This is a genomic window from Bradyrhizobium sp. JYMT SZCCT0180, assembly GCF_018130165.1.
Classification (GTDB): Bacteria; Pseudomonadota; Alphaproteobacteria; order Rhizobiales; family Xanthobacteraceae; genus Bradyrhizobium.
Window position 1 is genome coordinate 71,174 of sequence record NZ_JAFCLZ010000029.1, and the last position, 18,803, is coordinate 89,976.

Consider the following 18,803-nt stretch of genomic DNA (forward strand, 5'->3'; position numbering starts at 1 on the left):
GGCGGCGGCTCAAGGACGGGCCAAGGGGGATGCTAGGTGTTTTCATTTGAACTGCTGCTCGATGCGGTGGTGATCGGCGTATTGCTCGGCTGTTTCTATGCGGCGGTCAGTCTTGGGCTGTCGATTTCGTTCGGCCTGCTCGACGTACCCCACGTCGCGCACCCGGCCTTTCTGGTGCTCGCGGCCTACGCGGTGTTCTTCCTCAACGAACATTACGGAATCGATCCGCTGGTGGCGGGCCTCCTGATCACGCCGCTGTTTTTTCTGTTCGGCCTGCTCGCTTACCGCCTGTACTACGAAACCTTCGAAAAGCGCGGCAGCGATGCCGGCGTGCGCGGCATCGCGTTTTTCTTCGGCATTGCCTTCATCATCGAAGTGCTGATCATCCTGCAGTTCGGCGTCGACCAGCGCTCGGTCACCGCGACCTATGTCGGCAAAGCCTGGCGGATCGGCGACATGAGAATTCCGTTCCGCCTGATTGTGGCGTTCATGGTTGCCGCCGCGCTGACGATCCTGCTAACCCTGTACCTGTCGCGAACCTTTATGGGACGCGCGATCCGCGCGGTCGCGCAGGACCAGGAGGCGCTGCGGCTGATGGGCGCCGACCCGATCAGGATCAAGCAATGGGCGTTCGGTATTGCGACCGCGGTGCTCGGAATCACCGGCGCCCTGCTCATCATCGTGGCACCCGTCGAGCCGACGCTTGACCGGACCTATATCGGGCGGACCTTCTGCGTCGTCGTCATGGCCGGACTCGGCAGTATGAGCGGCACGCTGGTCGCCGCCATCATCCTCGGCATCGCCGAGACCATTGTCCTGACCCTGTTCGGCGCCTCCTGGGCGCCGGCGATTTCCTTCGCGATGCTGCTCGGCGTTCTCGCCGTGCGGCCGCAGGGCCTGTTTGGCAGGCGATCATGAAGCGCAACGGCGTCTTTTTCTGGGTTGGCGCGGCGGTCTTTCTGATCGCCATTGCGCTGATGACAAAGCTCATCACCAACGAATACCCGTTCTTCGCCGGCTATGTGATCCTGCAATTCATCGTGCTCGCGGTGGCCTGGAGCATCCTCGGCGGCCATGCCGGCTACGTGAATTTCGGCACCAGCGCGTTTTTCGGCATGGGCGTCTACACGGCGGTATTCCTGTTCAAGGTGGCCGGCGCGCCGCTCCTCGTGCAGATCGCCGCCGCCGCTGCCGTCGGCGCACTGATGGGCTTCGCGCTGGGCCTGTTGACCCTGCGCATGCAGGGCATCTTCTTCTCGATTGCAACGATCGCTCTGACCATCGTGATCGAGACCTCGATCACCAACTGGCGCTATGTCGGCGGCGCGGCCGGCATCCAGTTGCAACGCCCGCCGGTGACGTGGCCGTTCTCCGGCTATGTCCAGATGCTGTTCTTTGTCCAGGCGGTGCTCGTGGTGCTGGCGGTTGTGGTTTCGCGCTACATCCAGAATTCGTGGATCGGCCGCGGCTTGCAGGCGCTGCGGGACGACGAACTCGCCGCGGAATGCACGGGTGTGCCGACCTTGCGGCTGAAAGTGCTGGCCTGCGTCGTCTCCGGCGCGCTGATGTGCGCGGCCGGCGCGCCCGCCGCGATGTATCTGCAATATGCCGACCCCTCCTCCGCGTTCAACCTCAACTATTCGGTCTCGACGCTCGCGATGTCGCTGATCGGCGGTACCGCGCATTGGGCCGGCCCGATCGTCGGCGCCATCCTGCTGGGCACCACGCAGCAATTGCTGACCGTGACCATCTCGTCGGAAGTGAACGTGCTGGTGCTCGGCGTCATGCTGGTGCTGTTCGTGGTGGCTGCCCCCGAAGGGCTGATCGGCCTGTTGCGCCGGGTTCGCGACAAGCGCAGGGAGGGCAAGCAATGACGCCCCCCGATACCAGCGCACCCCTGCTGCAGATATCGGGGCTTACAAAGCGCTTCGGCGGCTTTACCGCGCTCGACAATGTCAGCGTCGACATCCGCCCCGGCGAGCGGTTCGGCCTGATCGGCCCGAACGGCTCGGGCAAGACCACGCTGATCAACTGTATCTCCGGCGCGTTCCGCACCGAGGCCCGCACGGTGGTGTTCCGCGGCGAGGACATCACGCAATTGCCGGCGCATGTCCGCACCCGCCGCGGCATCGCCCGCAGCTTCCAGATCCCGCGGCCCTTCAGAAGCATGACGGTGGTCGAGAACCTGATGGTGGCGCTTGATTTCGCGGTGGCCACGGATCCGCTGGTCTCGGCTGCGCACCGGCACGAGACCGCGATGTCGATCCTGTCGGGGATGGGTCTCGCCTCCAAGGCCGACGCATCGGCGACCACGCTGAGTCAGGTCGAACTGCGCAAGATGGAGCTCGCCCGCGCGATGGCGACGCGGCCGAAGCTGCTGATATCAGACGAGGCGATGGCCGGTCTTTCCTCTTCGGAAGTCGACGAGGTGCTCGATCTCCTGATGAGCCTTGCGGACCAGGACATCACCGTCATCATGATCGAGCACATCATGCAGGCGGTGATGCGTTTTTCGCAGCGTGTGATGTGCCTCGACGCCGGCAAGATCATCGCGATCGGCGCGCCGAACGAAGTCATGGCCAACCAGCGGGTGCAGGAGGCCTATCTTGGCACTTAGCCTCGCGATCTCTGGCCTCGATGCCGGTTACGGTGCCGTCAAGGCGCTGCGCGGCGTCTCGCTCGATGTCCAGGCCGGCGAAACCGTCGCCCTGCTCGGCACCAACGGCAACGGCAAGAGCACGCTGATGAAGTGCGTCGCCGGACTGGTGCGGCCGCAACGCGGAACCATGCAGCTGACGATCGACGGCACCGCGCATGACCTCACCAAACTGTCGCCGGAAGCCATCGTCGATCTCGGCGTCGCGATGGTGCCGGAGGGCCGGCGGTTGTTTCCCAAACTGACGGTGCTGGAAAACCTGATGCTCGGCGCCTTCCGCAAGGCGGCCCGGCGCGACATCGACAGGAATCTGGCACAGGCCTTCGAAACCTTTCCGGTGCTGAAGGACCTGCAGAAGCAGCTCGCCGGCACCATGTCCGGCGGCCAGCAGCAGATGCTCGCGATCGCGCGCGCGCTGATGTCCTCGCCGCGCCTGCTCTTGGTCGACGAGCCGTCGGTCGGGCTGTCGCCCCTATTGGTGTCGCAAACCATCACCAAGATTGGCGACCTCAATCAGCGCCTCGGCCTCACTGTGCTGATGGCCGAGCAGAACTTCAACCAGGCGATCCGCATCGCCAACCGCGGCTACATCATCGTCCACGGCGAGATCGTCGTCGCGGCCGGTTCCGTCGACGAATTGAAGGGTAACGACATCGTCAAGCGGCTCTATCTCGGCGGCATAGCCTGATGGCGCAAGACGGCGCGCACGCGTCCTTGTAAAGTCGGCGATCTGACCGGAGAATTCAGCCGATGCGTCTCCTGAGTGAAGACTTCCCCTTGGGCTTGCCCGCCGGACCCGTATTCCCAAGAGCCTGGCCCGAGGTCGAGCCCGACGCGCTGTCCAATGTCGAACTGTTCCTGCAGGGTCAGCCGTTCGACATTTATGCCCGGCTGCGCACTGAGGCCCCGGTAGCGTGGCAGCGCGAGGGCAGTAACGGCCCGGGCTTCTGGGCACTGACCCAATATAACGACGTGATGCGCGTCGATGGCGATCCCAAAACCTTCTCGTCGCAGAAGGGCGGCATCCTGATGGCCTATGGTCCCCCCGAAACGCGGCATCCGCTGCTGTTCCGCGCCTCCGTCGACGCCATGATCAACATGGATGCGCCCTGGCATCTGCAGCTCCGCAAGGAGCACATGCCCTATTTCACACCTGGCTATCTCACGGGCATCCGGGAGAAAGTGGCTGCCGAGACCACGCGGCTGATCGACGACATGGCCGGCCTTGGCGAATGCGACCTGGTCGAGACGCTGTCGTCGCGGCTGCCGCTGTTCACGCTGTGCGAAATCCTCGGCGTGCCCGAAGCCGACCGGCCGAAATTCCTCGACTGGATGCACTATCTCGAAGTGGCCGGCCATGTTTCGGCGCAGCAGCGCAAGAACCCGCAGCCGACGCCCGAATTCACAGCGTTCGTCAAGGCGTTCAACGAGAACGTCGCCGAGATGTTCGCCTATGGCCAGCACATGCTGCAGAAGCGCCGCGCCGATCCGAAGCCCGATCTGATGAGCGCGATCGCGCGCGCCACCATCGACGGCGAGCTGCTGCGCGACGAATATCTTGACGGCTCATGGCTGCTGATCGTGTTCGCCGGCAACGACACCACGCGCAATTCGATTTCCGGCTCGATGAAGCTGCTGACGGAGTTCCCGGATCAGAAGCGCGCGCTGATGAATGATCTCTCGCTGCTGCCCAACGCCGTGGATGAGCTGATCCGCATGATCAGCCCTGTCATCTATATGCGCCGCACGGCAACGGAAGATACCGAGATCGGGGCACAGAAGATCGCGGCCGGCGAGAAGGTCATCATGTATTACGGCGCCGCCAATCGCGATCCCGCGATCTTTCCGGATCCTGACAGGCTCGACATCCGCCGCGCCAATGCGTCGAAGAACATCGCCTTCGGCTTCGGCCCGCACGTCTGCATCGGCAAGCGCGTGGCGCAACTGCAGCTCGAGGAAGTCTACCGCCAGCTGCTGACCCGCCTGCCGGATATCGAGTATGCCGGCGGCATCGAAATGGCGCCGAACAACTTTGTTCATGCCATCCGCAAACTGCCGGTGCGCTTTACTCCGCAGCGCTCGATCTGACGCTTGGCCGTATCGACGGCCGCGTTCGCGCGCGAGCCGAAATGCTCGAAACACTTTCTTAGCCACAGCAGGCAATTTTCCGCAGCAACCAGCCGATGCATGTTAGCCATTGCTGGCAACGCGCGGCCTTGGACTTGGTAGCCCTATGCGCAAATTCCTCAGAAGAGTACTGATTGTCTGCTTGGCGATAGCGGCTGTTCCCGCCGCCCTGTTCGCATCGCTATCGCTCTGGTTCTGGTACAAGACCGCTGAAGTTGAGAGTTTTTATCGAGAGAATCGACTTCTCGGCGAACTTCGTGCTGTACAACAGGACAGCACGAACGATTCAGCGCTGGCACGCGAAGCACTGTTGACGATGGTCCCGCTGGGAACAAGCAGGGAGGCAGCGATTGCCGTGCTTCGCAGGGAAAAGCTTGGTTGTCAGGGCATGGCCGGTCCGATCACATGTGGGACGATGTCTCCCAACGTACTCGGATACAAGCAGTGGATGGTAAGCTTGGAATTCGATACTAATGAACAGCTGCGCGAAGCACGCGTCGCGATTTGGAACATTTTTCTCTAGCGATCAGATTTCATCAACGTCAACCCTCGCTGCATGCGCGCTTGTGGTGTTGAACGAAAGCCACACTCTCTTTGCTTACTCCGCAGCGATCGATCTGACGCTTGGCCGCACAGAAGGCCGCGCGCCGGATGCGAAGACAATGTCTTCATAGCCCTTGGCGACGGCATCGCTGATGGCGGCGACGTATTTCGGCGTGCCGCCATTGTAGACGAAGTAGCGGTACTTGCCGTGCTCGTGGCCGGGCACGTTGGAATTGTAGCCGGTGAACCACGACTTGGCCTCTCGCATCAGCATGATCGCGTACATCTTATTCACATGCGCGCTCCAGCGCTCCTGCGCCGCCAAAGTTGGATCGGCGCTGGTGTAGCCGCGATCCCAGATGTGCTCGAGCAAGCCCATGCACCAGTTGACGCCGGTCTCGATGCCGCGCGGAAAATTGGTCGAAGCCGAGCCGCTCTGTGGCCCGGTCGGCATCAACAAATTTGGAAAACCGTGGACGAGCATGCCGAGGAAGGTCGACGGGCCGTCCTTCCATTTGTCGTATAGCTTCTCGCCATCGATGCCGGTGATGTCGATCTGGTCATACGCGCCGGTGATGGCGTCGAAGCCGGTCGAATAGATGATGATGTCGAAATCGTATTCGCGCGCCGACGTGCGCAGGCCGGTTTCGGTCACGCGTTCGAGCGGCGTCTCGCTGATATCGACGAGATGTACGTTGTCGCGGTTATAAGCCTCGAAATAATTCGTCTCCAGCGGCACGCGCTGCACACCAAAGCCGTGGTCCTTCGGGATCAGTTTCTCCGCAGTGACCGGATCCTTGACGCGCCGGCGGATACGGTCGGCGATGTAGGCTGAGAACTCGGCGTTCGCCACCTCGTCGGTAAAGATCTCGCGGAAATTGCTGAGCCAGATCCCGAATCCCGGCTCATCGTAGAGCTTGTCCCACAGCGCCAGCCGTTCCTCGCGTGTCACCTCGTAGAAGCCGCGCCGGTCGGGCTCGTGCTCGAACCCGCCAGGGCTGCGGGCACAGGCCGCGAAGATGTCGTCATAGCGCGACCTGATATCGGCCATCTCCTCGTCCGAGATCGGTCCGTTGTTGAGGGGTGCCGCCCAGTTCGGCCGCCGCTGGAACACGGTCAGTTCGCCGACCTTGTCGGCAATCTCGCCGATGATCTGGATCGCGGTGGCGCCGGTGCCGATGATCGCGACCTTCTTGCCCGCCATCTCGACCGGCTCGTGCGGCCAGTAGAAGGTGTGGAACGAGCGGCCCTTGAAGGATTCCACGCCCTCCAGCCGCGGCAAGGTCGGCGTCGAGAGCAGGCCGATCGCCAGAATGACGAACCGGCAGGTCAACTCGCGGCCATCGTCGATCCTGAGCCGCCAGATGTGCTGCGCCTCGTCGAACGCGGCCGCCTCCACCTTGGCGTTGAACTGCATGTATTTGCGCAAATCGAACTTGTCGGCGACGTGGTTGAGGTAACGCAGATTTTCGGGCTGACCCGAGAAGCGTTCCTTCCAGTGCCACTCGTCGAGCAATTCCCGCGAGAAGGAATAACCATAGGTGTAGCTCTCGGAGTCGAAACGTGCGCCCGGATAGCGGTTCCGGTACCAGGTCCCGCCGAGGTCGGGGGAGCCGTCCAGCACCGTGGCATCCACCCCGAGATCGGCCAGACGCTTGATCTGATAGATGCCGGCCACACCCGCGCCAATCACGATCACTTCGTAATGCGACTTGTCGCGGGGAGCCTTGGTCCCTTCGGTCATTTTCCACCCGGTCTTTGTTGTTCTTGGCAATGACGGCGCTTTTGTCCGTCACTATAGCAATAATCCGCGGCAACGCACTTGCGTCAGGATGCCGGTGTTGCGCCGCGGGATTCCGCCGTGAAACATTGTTTGAAATCGAACCGCTATTTGCGGTTGCTGCGATTTCCCGTGCCCTGCAGTTTCGCCCTGCAATCATCTTCCACCCATGCACGAAGCCTGATTGCACAACCAAAATGCATCTGGGATGGTTGCGTCTGGCGGGAACAGTCGAGGGGGCCCATGAGCTACCAGCACATCACATGCGACCTCGACGGTCCCTTGATGATCGTCACCCTCAACCGGCCGGAAAAGTTGAACGCCTATACCGGCCAGATGGGCGCCGAAATCGCCGACGCCTTTGAGCGCGCCGACACCGATGACGGTGTTCGGGCCATCATCGTCACGGGCGCCGGCCGCGCCTTCTGCGCCGGCGCCGACGTGTCGGGAGGTGCGGCGAGTTTCGACACCTCCGGCAGCCACGGCGCCGGTGTGTTTGCCAGTCCGAATCCCGGCGGCGGCCGCTTTGTCGAGGCGATCTTCAATTGCCGAAAGCCCTCGATCGCTGTCATCAACGGACCTGCGGTGGGTGTCGGCATCACGATGACGTTGCCGATGGATGTCAGGATTGCGGCCAGGGGCGCGAAAATCGGTTTCATCTTTGCGCGCCGCGGTCTCGTCCCGGAAGCCGGCAGCGCCTGGTTCCTGCCAAAGCTCGTCGGCCTGCCGCAGGCGCTGCGCTGGTGCCTGTCGGGCCGGATGTTCGACGCGGATGAAGCGCTACAAGGCGGCCTCGTCAGTGAGGTGGTCGATCCCGCAGAATTGCTGCCGCGCGCCAGGGAAATCGCGCGCGAAATGACCGAAGGGACATCAGCCGTCTCGGTCGCATTGACGCGGCAGATGTTGTGGCGCTTCTCCGGCGCCCCCGCTCCCTTCGAGCTGCTCGACATCGACAAGCCGATGTCGATCGAACGCGGTGGCCACGCCGACGTGCGCGAAGGCGTCAAGGCCTTCCTCGAAAAGCGGCCGCCGGAATTTCCAGGGAAAGTTTCGCAGGATATGCCGAGCCAGTATCCCTGGTGGAAATAGCAGCCGCGATCGTGTGACAATTAATCCAGACAAGTAGCAAAGGCAGCAGCATGCGCGACCAGTTCACCAACACCCAGCAGATCCGCAAACCCGCGGTCACCGCCAAGGGCGGCATCGTCGCCGCGCAATCGGGCAAGGCGGCAGCCGTCGGCGCCGAGGTGCTGGCGGCGGGCGGCGATTGCGTCGATGCCGTGATCGCGACCACGTTTGCGCTGGGCGTGCTGGAGCCCTGGATGAGCGGGCTCGGCGGCGGCGGCGCGATGGTGCTCTACCGCGCCCGCGAGGACCGTTATGAAGTGATCGACTACGGCATGCGGGCGCCGCTCAGCCTTCGTCTGGAGGATTATCCGCTGAGCGGCGGTGCGGCATCCGATCTGTTTCCATGGGCGCGGGTCAAGGACGACCGCAACATCCATGGCCCCGGCTCGATCGCGGTGCCCGGCGTGGTCGCCGGCATGGAGGAAGCGCATCGCCGCCACGCCAAAATGCCGTGGCAGGAATTGCTCGCGCCCAGCGTCGCGCTCGCCGGTGAAGGCCTTGCGGTGGACTGGTGGACCACGCTGATGATTGCGAGTGCGGCGCTTGATCTCAGGCGCTATCCCGCCAGCGCCGCCGCCTATCTCGTCGATGGATTGCCGCCGAATGCACCATGGGGGATCAAGACCAGGGTTCGCCTGCCGCAGGACAAGCTCAAGGCCACGATGGCGCATCTCGCCGCCCAAGGCCCGCGCGACTTCTACGAAGGCGATCTGGCGCGCAGCCTCGCCGCCGATGTGCGGAGCGCCGGCGGCGCGCTGTCGGTCGAAGATCTCATCCCGTTCAAGGCTTTTCTGCGCGAACCGCTGGCGATCCCCTATCGCGGCGGCAAGGTGTTTGCGACGCCGGAACTGACCGCCGGGCCGACACTGGCGCGTACGCTGGACCTGCTGCAGCGAAACCTGCAGCCCGCGAAAAGCGGACCTGACGCCGCGACCTACACGGCCTATGCCGAAGCGCTGCAAACGGCCTACCGCGAACGCCTGAAGGACATGGGCGACGCCGACGGCCGCCGCGCGCTCGGCGCCGAAACGCTGGCGCCGGCCTGCACCACGCATTTCTCGGCCGTCGACCGCGACGGAAACATGGCCGCCGTGACGCAAACCCTGCTGTCATCGTTCGGCTCCAAATTCGTCTGCCCGCAAACCGGCATCACCATGAACAACGGCATCATGTGGTTCGACCCGACGCCGGGCACGCCAAATTCGCTGGCGCCCGGCAAGCGCTGCCTCACCAATTACACGCCGGTGGTGGCGCAACCGTCCGACGGCCGCCGCACCGCCATCGGCGCCTCCGGCGGCCGGCGCATCCTGCCCGCGGTGACGCAGCTTCTGTCGTTCGTGATGGATTACGGCATGGATCTGGACGCAGCGATCCACCAGCCGCGCATCGACGCCAGCGAAGGCGCCATCGTGATAGGCGACGTGCGCTTGCCGAAATCGACGCGGGAGAGTCTGCGTGCGCGGTTCGATTACGAGGAAGCGCGGATCCAGACCACGCCGATGAAGTTCGCCTGCCCGAGCGTCGTGCTGCGCGACGGCGCCACCAACAGCGGCGCCACCGAGGTGTTCCAGCCATGGAGTGAGGCGGTCGCGGAGGCGTAACGCGACAATCGAAAGAAACGCTGTCGTGCGAAAAGTCTGGATCGTCCGCGCGGCTCTTTCCCGCCCGCCCCTCACCCGACATCGGCAACATGAGCAGCTCGATCCGATGAGCTAATTTAGCCGCTCAGGACTCAAGCGAGAGCAACGGGATATCGAGAAAATAGACGAACCCGCTCGGCTCATAGGTCAATTTGACATTGCCTTTGAGTTGCCGGCCGAGCGTCTCGATCAGGCGCGTGCCAAAACTCTGACGCGTCGGGGCCGCAACCGCCGGGCCATCCTGTTCTTTCCAGGTGAAATACAGCCGCGATGCCGGCGCATCCATCGCCCAGCTGATTGCCACGTGACCGGCGGGCACCGACAATGCGCCAAATTTCGTGGTGTTGGTGCAGAGCTCGTTGAGGGTCATCGCGATCGCAATAACCGCGCCCGATGCGATCTGCACGTCGGATCCGGCAATCGAAAACCGGGGCTTGTCCGGATTGTCGAACGGCTCGGTCGCCCCCTGGACAATCTTTCGCAGCTCCGCACCGGTCCAGCGAGCCTGCAACAGCAGATCATGGGCCCGCCCGAGCGCCAGCAGACGGCCTTCGATCGCTTGCTGCGCATGCTGCGTGCTCGGCGCGTTGCGAAGACTTTGCGAAGCGATGGCGCCAACGGTTGCCAGCGTGTTCTTGATGCGGTGATGAAGCTCTTCGAGGATCAGTTTTTGCAGCTTGTCGGCGGCTTCGCGCTCCTTGGCGTCGATGCCGGCCTGCTCAAGCAGCGTCTCGGCGCTGAGCTTGGCCTGTGTCAGCAGCAGCCGGAGGCTGACGTTTTCGGCCGCCAGCTCCTCCTGCGGTGACGTCGGATCCGACGCATCGAGGGAGGCATACGGATCAGGAGCTGTTCTGAACATCGACAACGAGTACCACCATCTGTCCGGTTCCGGACATTTCTTTATGCCAATGATTCAGCCGTCTGACCTTTACGGTGCAGAGCCATCGGATGTCCGTCTCCTGCCAATTTCAGGCCGGGCCGAGCATTTCGCGCATTTCCGCGATGATTTCGTCGGATTGCAGCGGTTTCCCGAAAAATCGGCTGTCCAGCGGAATGTCGCTGTCGGACAAATTCAGCTGTCCGGACGCCAAGATGATCTTGATGGGCGGCCAGTTCTCGCGGACCGCGTGCGCCAGTTGCAGCCCGTTCATGCTGCCGGGCATCTGAACGTCGGTAAGCATCAGCGCGATATCGGATCGGGAACGGAGGATGGTCATGGCTTCGTCCGCGTCCACGGCCTCGACCGGGACGTAGCCGGCGTCTTCCACCATATCGACCACGCGCATGCGCAACATCATCTCGTCTTCAACGACGAGCACGACGAGCGGAAGGAGGGAATGATCCAGGGGCATCATATACGGCTCAACGGCGCGCCGTGACCACGCGCACCTCGCGAACGGCCGCACCCGATTCTGTGTCGCGCAGGCAGGATGAGGAGATGTTCGGCCAGTTCTCGCTGGCGCAATTTCCAGCGACCGCATGGACGGCCAGCCGGTCTGCCTTGGCAAAAGCAATGGTCTCGTCTGCTTTGACGACGTGTGCGAAGCCGGGCAGCGCAATTACCGACGCTCCTAGCAGCGCGAATATCGCGAACGCCGAGATAGATTTGATCATTTTGGGCTGCTGACTGTGGCGGATCGCCAATCCCGCTGCGCTTGGGGATCAGTTGGCAACGGCGCTGCGGATGCAGAGTTCCGCAACGACGACTTATATTTGCATCGCCACTTGCCAATGAAGGCAAGTGTCAATACCGGCTCGCGCAGCGGCGTTGTCAATTATAGCCCGCGCCGCCGCCTCGGCCGTCAGCCGCGAAAGTCGATGCTGCGCAGGATGATGCCGGGAGGCGTGCCCTCGAACTCCCTCGCCTGAAACTTGCGCGAGGCGCATTGTTCGATCCGATCGCGCAACCGGACGAACTGCTCTTCACGCCGTTCCGGCGCCGTCCGCGAAACACGCTCAAGGTCGTCCATCGCCGACGCGCTGACGGCGCAGGGGACTTCCCTGCCGTCGTCCATCATGGAAAACTTCAGCACCATGCGATCATATTCGTAACCCCCGATGCTGCCACGCGCGAGCGTCATCGGGCGGTTCTCAAAGGCCGGAACAACCGTACCATCGATTTCTCCCACTTAACCCACCACCATCTTCTTCTTGGCCGGCGGGGGATTGATTTCGGCAATCCTGCGCAGGCAGTCGGCTTCGGAATCATGCGGGCCCGAAACGAAGGTGCCGCTGACCTTGGTCGAGTACCAGCCGGACACGACACCGAGGCGAAGCGATTCTTCTGTCTTGACGTGACGGGGCGAGAGATTCTTCATCAGATAAGAACTTTCAGTTTGGCCGTTCGATCTTGCATCGAACACGCTGGATAAAGTCTTGGTTGGTCGAAGCCTCTTGTTCGTCTTGTTCAGGCATCATCGCCGGCGAGCCGGGTGAGATCGGCAAGCACCGCGCTAACGAGGTCGCGGTGATGCGTGTCCGATGGCGCGAGGCTGGCCGAATAGAGATTGAGCACGTAACGCGCCTTGGCCACCGCCTCGGACCACGAGGCGGCCGGTACGGCCAGTAGCTGGATTTCGAGCTCGCCCTGCTTGTCGCGCAGCAGCTTGGCGTTGGCCTCGACGTCGGCCAGCACGCGGCGGATATCGGTTGCCTTCTGCGCCGCCATGCCGCGATGCTTGTCGAGCTCGATCGGAGTTTCAGTCACGAGGCGCGCTCGCGTCGATGCGCTGCGCATCGGACAGATCGACCGAACTAATCGAAATCATTTCCATTGAAGATCGGTGCGGCGCCGCTGCAGGGACCATGATCATGGTGGCGACACGCCGGAAGCACGGGAACGACAGCCCTTCGATCATCTCCTCATCGGTGACGACTTCGTAAGCGCCGGGCGCGAGTTGGCGATCAATTCCCTTGATGCGGAACGGGTGCCTGAAATGAATCGTTTCCCGTCGCGAGCGCATCGTCATGGCAACAGACCTCGTCTGTGCACGGAACCATCGGATTGTTCGGACATCGGCGCAGCGTGCGCGCTTTTGCGGCAATTAGCTATCGTTTTCTCTGTCGAGAGGCGCATTTGGTCGAATAAAGCAGCAAAAGCCTTGTATTCGGTGGTTTCGTAGCCATTTCAAGCAGGTATTCAGCCAAGAAAGTATTTCGAATGAAGCTGCGCGTCGGATTCGAAATGCTCTACGATTTCCCGCAGCCGACCCCCATGATCATGGTGCTGGGCACGCATTTCACGCGCGCCTCCGATGTCATCGTGCCCGACTTCCTGACCACCACGCCTGCGGTCGAGATCACGCCCTATCGCGACATGTTCGGCAATTGGTGCAGCCGCATGGTGGCGCCTGCGGGGCGCCTCCGTCTTGCCGCCGATGGCGTCGTTCGCGACTCCGGCCTGCCCGATCCGGTGTTCCCCTCGGCGGTCCAGCATGCGGTCGAGGATCTGCCTGCGGACACATTGGTGTATCTGCTCGGCAGCCGCTATTGCGAAACCGACCGGCTGTCCGAAATCGCCTGGCAATTGTTCGAGAAGACGCCGCCGGGCTGGGTGCGGGTGCAGGCGATCTGCGATTTCGTGCATCGCCACATCGCGTTCGGCTACGAGCACGCCCGCGCCACCAAGACGGCGTGGGAGGCCTATAGCGAAGGCAAGGGCGTCTGCCGCGACTATGCTCATCTCGCCATCACGTTCTGCCGCTGCATGAACATTCCGGCGCGCTATTGCACCGGCTATCTCAGCGACATCGGTACGCCTAAACCCTGGGCCGTCGGAGACTTCGCCGGCTGGTTCGAAGCCTATATCGGCGGGCGCTGGCACATGTTCGATCCGCGCAACAACGTGCCGCGGATCGGCCGCGTCCTGATTGCGCAGGGCCGCGATGCCTCCGACGTGCCGATCACCCAGACCTTCGGCCCGAACACGCTGGCGAGTTTCAAGGTGTGGACCGATGAGGTCGCGGCGTGAGCGAACCACACCCTGCCCTCAGCGCCGACGAATTCGCCTCCTTGCGCGAAGTCAGCAAGGGCGATGCGCAGCGTGAAATTCCACAGCTGCACTGGGAGCGGCTGGTCGGTCTCGGATACGCAGTGCGGCGGCTCGGCGAACTCGGCTTGACCGCGTCCGGCCTGAGGCGCCTGGCGAGCGGTCAGTAGCCCCTTCAACCCCTGGAGCCCCTTGCTCCGCTGGCGAGATGGATGCAACTTTCGGCCGACTTGGCCGTAACTTGCTGCATCAGCCAGGGAATGCCCGCATGCGCGCTCTTGCTCTGCTTGTCGTCTTCCTGATCGGATTTGGATCGCCGGCCTTCGCCGACGACGTCGCCGCTGCGCAGCGCGTGATCCGCGCCCAGGAGCAGGCCTTTGGCCGCGACGATTCCGCCGCCGCCTATTTCCACGCGGCGCCCGCGATCAAGCAGATTTTTCCGGAAGCCGATATCTTCATGCAGATGGTCCGGCAGGCCTATCCGCCGGTGTACCGCCACAAGAGTTTTGAATTCGGCGAAGCCCGCGCGGCGGGTGGCCAGATCGCCCAGCGCGTCCACATCGTCGATGCCAATGGTGAGGCATGGGAGGCGTTGTATACGCTGGAGCAGCAGCCCGACGGCAGCTTCAAGATCACGGGCTGCTCGTTGTTGAAGGCAGGCCAGGCGGTGTGAGAATACGTTGCGACAGAGGGCCGCACCAAGCCTCGACATCAGAATTCGCACGCAGTCCTTTGCCATTGCAACCGCCCGGGGTTTACGCCTTACTCGCCCCAATGGACGCGACCGCGTCTTGATCCGGAGGAAACAAAAATGAAAACAGTACAGACGATGCTCGCCGAGGCCGAAGCCGAGGTGCCGCGTATCAGCCCGGATGAAGCGAAGAAACTGGTCGGCCGGGCCGACGTGCTGTTTCTCGACGTCCGTGAACCGGCCGAGGTCGCAGCATCCGGCAAGGTCCCGGGCGCGCTCGCGATCCCGCGAGGACTTGTGGAATTTCGCGCCGATCCAGCTTCCGCGCTGCACGACGCGGCGTTCGATCGATCCAAGACGGTGGTCGCCTACTGCGCATCCGGCGGGCGCTCGGCGCTGGTCGGCAAGACCCTGAAAGACATGGGATACAATAACGTCCGCAACCTTGGCGGCTTCAAGGGCTGGCTGGAAGCCGGCGGCGAAGTCGAAAAGGGATGATCGGCGCGAGCATGATCCGGAACGCGGAGATCATGCTCACACAAAAAGATGGAGCGGGATGACGGTTCGAAGCAACGTCATCCCGATCTAGGCCATCGCCATCCGCTGCCGCGCGCGCATCAGCAGCAGCACCATGATGGCGATGTTGACCACGTTCCAGGCGACGCCGTTAGTGAACGCGGCGGCGTAGGAGCCGGTGGCGTCGAAGATCACGCCGGAGATCCAGCCGCCGAACGACATGCCGAACACCGAGGCCAGGATCACGAATCCGACGCGCGTCGCTGCCTCCGAAGCCGGCATCGTCTCGCGGACGATGATGGCGTAGCTCGGCACGATGCCGCCCTGGAACAGCCCGAACATCGCGGAGATCAAATAGAGCGAGGTCAGGCCGTCGAAGAACAGATAGAACAGCAGCGCGGTAGCTTGCGCCACCGAGCCGATCAGGAGCGTCGGGATGGCGCCGATCTTGTCGGCCAGGAAACCAGAGCCGATGCGGCTGATGATGCCAAGGCCCAGCATCAGCGACAGCATTTCGGCGCCGCGCGCCACGCCATAGCCGAGATCGTTGCAATAGGCGACGATGTGAACCTGCGGCATCGACATCGCCACGCAGCAGGAGATGCTTGCGAGCCCCAGGATCACGGTGAGCGCATTGGTTGACAGCTTCAGGTCAAGCCGCGGCGGCAGCGCGTTGGCGTGGCTGCGGCGCACCCCTGCGCCCATCAGCACGCGCAAGCCGATCAGCGCCAGCGTCATCGCCACGGCGGTGAAGATGCCGACCGCGATATGGGTGGTGCGCCAGCCATAGGTCTGCATGCCCCAGTTCACCAGTGACGGCCAGACCGCACCGCCGATGTAGTTGCCGCTGGCGGCGATCGCGACCGCCAGCCCGCGGTAGCGCTCGAACCAGTGCGAGGCTTCCGCCATCAGCGGGCCGAAGGTTGCCGCCGAAGAAAGCCCAATGGCAAAATGCACGAGAATGTACGGCCAGATCGACCATGACATGCCGGCGACGATATAGCCGAGGCCCAGAAGTCCGATGCCAATCCCGATCGCCGTGACGATACCGTAACGGTCGGATATCTTGCCTGTTATCACCTGGCCCAAACCGAAACCGAGCATCATCATGGTGAAGGCCAGTGACGCCGTGCCTCGCGTGGCGGCGAAATCCTGTTGCACCACCGGCAGCGCGACCACCACCGACCACATGCCGACGCTGCCGAGCGAGCCGATCAGCACGGCCACGGCAAGCCGGGCCCAGGCTCGGCGCGAGTCGGGAACGAACAGTTCGGAATCTCGAATGAATTCAGAAGAAATTACCACGGCGGGCGCAACTTCTAGCGCAATTGCCTAGAGGTCAAGCCACAATGGCGCGATATTGGGCATGCAGATGTGGAGGGGGTGCGCGCCATATGACCAGCACCTCCTCCTCAGAGCATTAGCGCCTACCCCTCAGAGCAATGGCGCCTGCTCACGCCATCTGCTGCCACAACTTTTGCACCAGCACGCCGGCGCGTTTCTCGATCGACGCCGCGGCATCGAGCGCCAGGTCCTCGCGATAGCGTCCCGCGATCAGTTGCACGCCGATCGGCTTGCCCTCGTGCAGCGCGACGGGCACCACCGCGGACGGCAGGCCCAGCACGTTGATGGCGGAAATGAACCGCAAATCGTTGAAGAACATCTCGGCCACACGCTCCAGGCTCGTCGTATCCGCGCGCGGCCCAGGCGTCGGCATGACCGTGGTCGGCGCCAGCACGACCGGATAATCCTCAAAGAAGGCTTGCCAGGCGCGAATATGACCACTGCGCGCGGCCGTCGCGCGCATCCAGCCCGCTAAATCGAGCGTGTTCGCCTTTAGCTTGATGCCACCCCACGCCGTGTGGAAATGCTCCGAGGCCACCGCCAGCATTCCGGCTTCCTGCAGCACGGCGACTTCATTGACGATGATGTCGCACCAGGTCTGCCAGACGCCGTTGATATCGGGGACCTCGACTTCGCTGACGCGATAGCCGCCGCGCTCCAGATGGTCGGCGGCCTGCTTCAGCGCCGCGCGCACCGATGGATCGACGTTCATGTCGGCGGGCAGTTTGGCCAGCGCGACCTTGATCGGCCCCTTCGGTTTCGGACCGGCCAGCGGCGCCGGCACCCACCAGGGATCGCGCGGATCGCGCTGGCACATCACTTCAAGGCCGAGCCTGACGTCGCCGACGCTGCGCGCCAGCGGTCCCTGCGCCGACATCAGGTGCGCGAGCATCGGCCGCTCGGCCGTGGCGCTTTGATTGAAGGCCGGGATACGGCCTTGCGTCGGCTTGATGGTGGCGACGCCATTGCAATGCGCCGGCCAGCGCAGCGAGCCGCCGATGTCGTTGCCATGCGCGATCGTGCCGATGCCGGCCGCGACCGCCGAGCCGGCGCCGCCCGATGACCCGCCGCAGGTGATATCGGGGTCCCAGGGGTTGAGCGTCAGTCCGTGCAGTGGATTATCCGTGAAGCCGCGGAACGAGAATTCGGGCGTATTGGTCAGCCCCAGCACAATAGCGCCGGCCTTCCGGAGGTTGCGCACCACAGGCGCGTCCGACGGGGCGATGATGTTCATTTGCGAAGGCACGCCATTGGGATTGGGCCTGCCTTCGTAGTCGACATTCTCCTTGATCGTGATCGGCACGCCATGCAGCAGGCCGAGTTCGCCGCCCTTCGCCCGCGCCTGGTCCGCCGCCTTGGCGGCCTTGAGCGCTTCGTCGGAGAGGTCGACCACAATTGCGTTGAGCTTTGGATTGACCGCGCGCATCCGCGCGACGTGAGCCTCCGTCACCTCGACCGAAGAAATCGCGCCGGACCGGATCGCGGCCGCGGTCTCCAGCGCCGACCATTGCCAAACCGGCCCCTTGGGCGTGGCCGGCTTGCGCGAAGGAGCGCTCTTGGCCTTTGTTTTCCTGGTCTTACTGGCCGCCTTCGCGGCCTTGCTGGCGCGGACAGACGTTTTTTTCGACGATTTCTTCGCGGGCGTCTTTTTCGAAGCGCGCTTCACAACTCTCTTCGCAACTCTCTTGGCCAATTCGGTTCTCCTCCAATTGCGCGGCGGAGGTTATGGGCCGTGAAGCCGCGTGTCGAGGCTTGCGCGGCGGACCAACGAGCTTCGCCAATCGATTGATTCAAAAGCGATCGATGCGAGCAGGCGCGGTCCAATCGCAAAATGCGCCGGGAGGCTGAACGGCGATCGAACGGGAAAGGCGCATTTCCATCGGCATTTCCGTGATCCGGATCACTTTTTCAAACGCGCCGATCGTTCAGGCTGCGCGCGGGCTCGGGACCACCGCCCGGCCGCTTCTAACGGTTTCGTGAGCAGCAATAGTGAACCAGCTCACGATCGCCGTCGCGCGTCTCGACTTACAAACAGCAATCCAACGTGGGAGCCAAACATGCCAAGAGTCCTGCGCCACGATGTCACTCAACGTACCCATTACGATTGGGCGATCGCGATCCCAATCGGAGCGGTGATCGCGGTCCTGCTGGGCTTCGTTGCCTATTATCCGAAGCCGGCGCCACATGTATCCAAAGCGGGACAGGCCGAGACCGTGGGTTTGGCAGCCGCAAAGCCGGAGCCGATCCCCGCGGCGAAGAAGCCGGTCCGCTACGAAGCGACCATTGAAAACTGGAAGCGCTACCGCGCGGCAACCAAACCTCCTGAGTGAACCCTCCAGCGGATCGAGCCCTCAAGCCATCCTGCACTGCATCCTTCAGCCCCGGGCTGC

23 protein-coding genes are annotated in these 18,803 nt (G+C 63.0%); 13 read left to right on the forward strand and 10 right to left on the reverse strand.

All coding sequences use genetic code 11. The features are described from left to right. Positions 1-36: 36 nt before the first annotated feature. From JQ641_RS33000 to JQ641_RS33025, 6 genes are all read left to right on the forward strand, one after another. Entirely contained in the window at positions 37-918 is an 882-nt protein-coding gene (locus tag JQ641_RS33000; protein ID WP_212000456.1) for a branched-chain amino acid ABC transporter permease, read from the forward strand. Then, positions 915-1,874, forward strand: coding sequence for a branched-chain amino acid ABC transporter permease (locus tag JQ641_RS33005; protein WP_212000457.1), 960 nt, complete (start codon positions 915-917; stop codon positions 1,872-1,874). The genes JQ641_RS33000 and JQ641_RS33005 overlap by 4 nt, the downstream gene beginning before the upstream one ends. After that, positions 1,871-2,617, forward strand: coding sequence for an ABC transporter ATP-binding protein (locus tag JQ641_RS33010; protein WP_212000458.1), 747 nt, complete (start codon positions 1,871-1,873; stop codon positions 2,615-2,617). The genes JQ641_RS33005 and JQ641_RS33010 overlap by 4 nt, the downstream gene beginning before the upstream one ends. Continuing rightward, positions 2,607-3,344, forward strand: coding sequence for an ABC transporter ATP-binding protein (locus JQ641_RS33015; protein WP_212000459.1), 738 nt, complete (start codon positions 2,607-2,609; stop codon positions 3,342-3,344). The genes JQ641_RS33010 and JQ641_RS33015 overlap by 11 nt, the downstream gene beginning before the upstream one ends. A gap of 62 nt (positions 3,345-3,406) precedes the next feature. Beyond that, complete coding sequence (locus tag JQ641_RS33020; protein WP_212000460.1) at positions 3,407-4,744, forward strand: cytochrome P450; 1,338 nt, start codon at positions 3,407-3,409, stop codon at positions 4,742-4,744. A 145-nt stretch (positions 4,745-4,889) separates the two neighbouring features. Further along, on the forward strand, positions 4,890-5,306 hold the full coding sequence (locus tag JQ641_RS33025; RefSeq protein WP_212000461.1) for a hypothetical protein: 417 nt from the start codon (positions 4,890-4,892) through the stop codon (positions 5,304-5,306). Positions 5,307-5,381: 75 nt separating this feature from the next. On the opposite strand, the gene JQ641_RS33030 is transcribed toward JQ641_RS33025, so the two are convergent. Beyond that, positions 5,382-7,070, reverse strand: coding sequence for a flavin-containing monooxygenase (locus tag JQ641_RS33030; protein ID WP_212000462.1), 1,689 nt, complete (start codon positions 7,068-7,070; stop codon positions 5,382-5,384). Between the two features lie 279 nt (positions 7,071-7,349). On the opposite strand from JQ641_RS33030, the gene JQ641_RS33035 reads away from it, so the two are divergent. Together JQ641_RS33035 and JQ641_RS33040 are read left to right on the forward strand one after the other, a co-directional pair. Further along, entirely contained in the window at positions 7,350-8,195 is an 846-nt protein-coding gene (locus tag JQ641_RS33035) for an enoyl-CoA hydratase-related protein (RefSeq protein ID WP_212000468.1), read from the forward strand. A gap of 50 nt (positions 8,196-8,245) precedes the next feature. Further along, positions 8,246-9,835 (forward strand): gamma-glutamyltransferase family protein, encoded by a 1,590-nt coding sequence (locus JQ641_RS33040; RefSeq protein WP_212000470.1) that lies wholly within the window; start codon positions 8,246-8,248, stop codon positions 9,833-9,835. Between the two features lie 124 nt (positions 9,836-9,959). On the opposite strand, the gene JQ641_RS33045 is transcribed toward JQ641_RS33040, so the two are convergent. The 7 genes from JQ641_RS33045 to JQ641_RS33075 all read right to left on the reverse strand — a co-directional run bounded on the left by JQ641_RS33045 (position 9,960) and on the right by JQ641_RS33075 (position 12,843). Continuing rightward, a complete protein-coding gene (locus JQ641_RS33045) occupies positions 9,960-10,733 on the reverse strand; it encodes a sensor histidine kinase (protein ID WP_212000472.1) in 774 nt (257 codons plus the stop codon). Between the two features lie 109 nt (positions 10,734-10,842). Further along, positions 10,843-11,280, reverse strand: a complete 438-nt coding sequence (locus JQ641_RS33050) for a response regulator (RefSeq protein WP_349628661.1) — start codon at positions 11,278-11,280, stop codon at positions 10,843-10,845. Beyond that, positions 11,237-11,518 (reverse strand): hypothetical protein, encoded by a 282-nt coding sequence (locus tag JQ641_RS33055; RefSeq protein WP_249150990.1) that lies wholly within the window; start codon positions 11,516-11,518, stop codon positions 11,237-11,239. The genes JQ641_RS33050 and JQ641_RS33055 overlap by 44 nt, the downstream gene beginning before the upstream one ends. Positions 11,519-11,676: 158 nt before the next feature. Beyond that, positions 11,677-11,955, reverse strand: a complete 279-nt coding sequence (locus JQ641_RS33060; RefSeq protein ID WP_192740012.1) for a DUF1488 family protein — start codon at positions 11,953-11,955, stop codon at positions 11,677-11,679. Positions 11,956-12,003: 48 nt separating this feature from the next. Further along, positions 12,004-12,192 carry a hypothetical protein gene (locus JQ641_RS33065; RefSeq protein WP_212000474.1) on the reverse strand — a complete coding sequence of 63 codons (189 nt, stop codon included), beginning with the start codon at positions 12,190-12,192 and terminating at the stop codon, positions 12,004-12,006. A gap of 89 nt (positions 12,193-12,281) precedes the next feature. Then, positions 12,282-12,581, reverse strand: coding sequence for a hypothetical protein (locus tag JQ641_RS33070; protein ID WP_212000476.1), 300 nt, complete (start codon positions 12,579-12,581; stop codon positions 12,282-12,284). Beyond that, complete coding sequence (locus JQ641_RS33075) at positions 12,574-12,843, reverse strand: hypothetical protein (RefSeq protein WP_209842810.1); 270 nt, start codon at positions 12,841-12,843, stop codon at positions 12,574-12,576. Before JQ641_RS33075 ends, JQ641_RS33070 begins: the two co-directional genes overlap by 8 nt. Before the next feature lie 191 nt (positions 12,844-13,034). On the opposite strand from JQ641_RS33075, the gene JQ641_RS33080 reads away from it, so the two are divergent. The 4 genes from JQ641_RS33080 (at position 13,035) to JQ641_RS33095 (ending at position 15,051) form a co-directional block, all read left to right on the forward strand. Beyond that, positions 13,035-13,844 (forward strand): transglutaminase-like domain-containing protein, encoded by an 810-nt coding sequence (locus tag JQ641_RS33080; RefSeq protein WP_212000480.1) that lies wholly within the window; start codon positions 13,035-13,037, stop codon positions 13,842-13,844. Continuing rightward, a complete protein-coding gene (locus JQ641_RS33085; RefSeq protein WP_192739931.1) occupies positions 13,841-14,032 on the forward strand; it encodes a hypothetical protein in 192 nt (63 codons plus the stop codon). Before JQ641_RS33080 ends, JQ641_RS33085 begins: the two co-directional genes overlap by 4 nt. A 98-nt stretch (positions 14,033-14,130) precedes the next feature. Then, the gene (locus tag JQ641_RS33090; RefSeq protein WP_212000482.1) at positions 14,131-14,535 is read left to right on the forward strand and encodes a DUF4864 domain-containing protein; all 405 of its coding nucleotides are present in this window, start codon (positions 14,131-14,133) and stop codon (positions 14,533-14,535) included. 138 nt (positions 14,536-14,673) lie between these two features. Further along, positions 14,674-15,051: a rhodanese-like domain-containing protein gene (locus JQ641_RS33095; RefSeq protein ID WP_212000484.1), complete on the forward strand. Its 378-nt coding sequence runs from the start codon at positions 14,674-14,676 to the stop codon at positions 15,049-15,051. 87 nt (positions 15,052-15,138) lie between these two features. On the opposite strand, the gene JQ641_RS33100 is transcribed toward JQ641_RS33095, so the two are convergent. Then, entirely contained in the window at positions 15,139-16,374 is a 1,236-nt protein-coding gene (locus JQ641_RS33100) for an MFS transporter (RefSeq protein ID WP_349628662.1), read from the reverse strand. Positions 16,375-16,522: 148 nt separating this feature from the next. Further along, a complete protein-coding gene (locus JQ641_RS33105; RefSeq protein ID WP_212000486.1) occupies positions 16,523-18,106 on the reverse strand; it encodes an amidase family protein in 1,584 nt (527 codons plus the stop codon). Between the two features lie 364 nt (positions 18,107-18,470). Here JQ641_RS33105 and JQ641_RS33110 point away from each other — a divergent pair, with 364 nt between their 5' ends. Beyond that, on the forward strand, positions 18,471-18,743 hold the full coding sequence (locus JQ641_RS33110; RefSeq protein ID WP_212000488.1) for a hypothetical protein: 273 nt from the start codon (positions 18,471-18,473) through the stop codon (positions 18,741-18,743). Positions 18,744-18,803: the final 60 nt, after the last annotated feature.